This window comes from Acinetobacter sp. GN11 (genome assembly GCF_054823985.1).
Window position 1 is genome coordinate 1 of sequence record NZ_JRVL01000278.1, and the last position, 2,177, is coordinate 2,177.

General features: G+C 38.5%; 1 protein-coding gene and 1 tRNA gene. One reads left to right on the forward strand and one right to left on the reverse strand.

The window, feature by feature from the left end; genetic code table 11:
- Positions 1-60: 60 nt before the first annotated feature.
- A tRNA-Leu gene (locus NL42_RS17970) sits at positions 61-146 on the reverse strand.
- Between the two features lie 195 nt (positions 147-341).
- Here NL42_RS17970 and NL42_RS17975 point away from each other — a divergent pair.
- Positions 342-2,105, forward strand: a complete 1,764-nt coding sequence (locus NL42_RS17975; protein WP_461313792.1) for an alkaline phosphatase D family protein — start codon at positions 342-344, stop codon at positions 2,103-2,105.
- The last annotated feature ends 72 nt before the right edge of the window (positions 2,106-2,177 follow it).

Below are 2,177 nucleotides of genomic sequence, written 5' to 3' on the forward strand. Positions count from 1 at the left end.
AGGCATAAAAAAACCAGCTTACGCTGGATTCTTTGTAACACCAAATTCAATATTTGAAAATGGTGCCCGGGGCCGGACTCGAACCGGCACGCTTTGTGGGCGGGGGATTTTAAATCCCCTGTGTCTACCTATTTCACCACCCGGGCATGTGCGCAATAATAGATGACAAGAAGCAGATTGGCAAGAGAAAATCAGATAGTTTGCTTTATTTTCAATCAGTTCGTACGTCTATTTAAAGATAAGATCTATTTAAGTCATAATTTCTTCATCAAATTGATATCAGTTGTTCATCTTCTGTACCTAAGTTTAAAGCACTCATTGCTTAAAACTTAGGTAGTTGTATGTCAGAGAAAATTTCACGCCGAGAATTAATTCAAAAAAGTCTATTCGGTTTTGGGGCGCTGTCTTTGCCTGTAGCTTTTACAGGTTGTAATGATGGCTCAGACGATGAAAATACAGATGCACAAGCAGATTTTTTACATGGAGTTGCGAGCGGCGACCCTTTGCAAGATAAAGTGATTCTATGGACACGACTAACACCACTAGACCTTAGTTCGCGTCTTAAAGTAACTTGGGAAATTGCTACTGATAATCAGTTTAAACAGAATTTAAAAACGGGAATGGTTGAAACGACCAAGACTGACGATTTCACTGTAAAGGTAGATGCAACAGGACTACAGGCAAATACCATTTATTATTATCGTTTCCGTTTTGGTAATAAAGTTTCCGCTGTTGGTCAAACTAAAACACTACCAATAAGCACAAATAAAGTTAGTTTTGCAGTATGTTCTTGTTCTAACTATCCTGCGGGTTACTTTTATGTTTACCGTGAGATGGCAAAGCAAAATGTCGATGTAGTTATTCATTTGGGTGATTATATTTATGAATATGGGGCAGATGGCTATGCGACGGAAGACGCCGTAAAACTTGGTCGAACCTTACCATCCGATAATAATAAAGAAATTATTAAACTAGAAGATTATCGCAAACGTTATGCGCTATATCGTCAAGATAAAGACTTGCAGGCAGCTCACCAGCGTCATCCTTTTATTGTGATTTGGGATGACCACGAGTTAGCAAATGATGCTTGGCGAGATGGGGCAGAAAATCATCAGGATAATGAAGGGCCTTTTTCTGATCGTAAGTTAGCTGCTCTACAAGCTTATTTTGAATGGATGCCTATTCGTCCCGTTTCTAGTGCAGATCATCTAAATATTTACCGACAGTTTAATTTTGGCTCGCTCGTACAGTTAACAATGCTAGATACACGCATTATTGCGCGAGATAAACAGCTTGAATATGCTGATTACATGACAGCTGTAGGTTTGAATGCTCAAAAGTTTCAGACTGACTTAACGAATCCAAAGCGTACTTTAATGGGTTATACACAAAGGGATTGGTTGGTTGATAAATTAAAGCAATCTACAACAACATGGAATGTGATCGGACAGCAAGTCTTAATGAGTAAGATGTGGATTCCTGCTGAATTATTGTTGTCTTTAGGACAAATTACTTCGGGTGGAGCTTCTGCTGAAACCTTGGCTAAAATGAATGCTCAGGTTGCAGAATTAGTCACTTTGAAATTACGTTTAGAGCAAGGTGATCCAACTTTAACCGCTCAAGAAAAGGCGAGAGTCACAACAGTGGTGCCATATAACCTTGATGCTTGGGATGGTTATTATGCGGAACGTGAAAACGTGTATGAAAACTTAGCAAATTTAAATAAGAAAGTTATTGTTCTGGCAGGCGATACTCATAATGCATGGGCATCTTATTTGCATAGCCAAAAAGGTCAGTATGTTGGGGTTGAACTGGCGACAAGTTCAGTTTCTTCACCAGGTCTTGAAAAGTATTTGAGTATTCCAATTGCTCAGTTGCAACAGTTTGAATTTGCCTTTACTACGCTTATTGATGAATTGGCTTATTGTAATTTAAATCAGCGGGGTTATTTGGTGGTTACACTAGATGATAAGCAGGTGCAGTCAGACTGGATTTTTGTAGATTCAATTAAAAGTGCAGAATATAAAGTAGATGCAAGTCGAAACTTTCAATTGGTGTTTGATAAGAATTTAACACCTGAAAAAGATAAGCAAAAAACTGCCTAAATAGATCGAGTGGAGAAGGGTGCTAATAGGCATCCTTTTTTATAGGCATAAAAAAACCAGCTTACGCTGGAT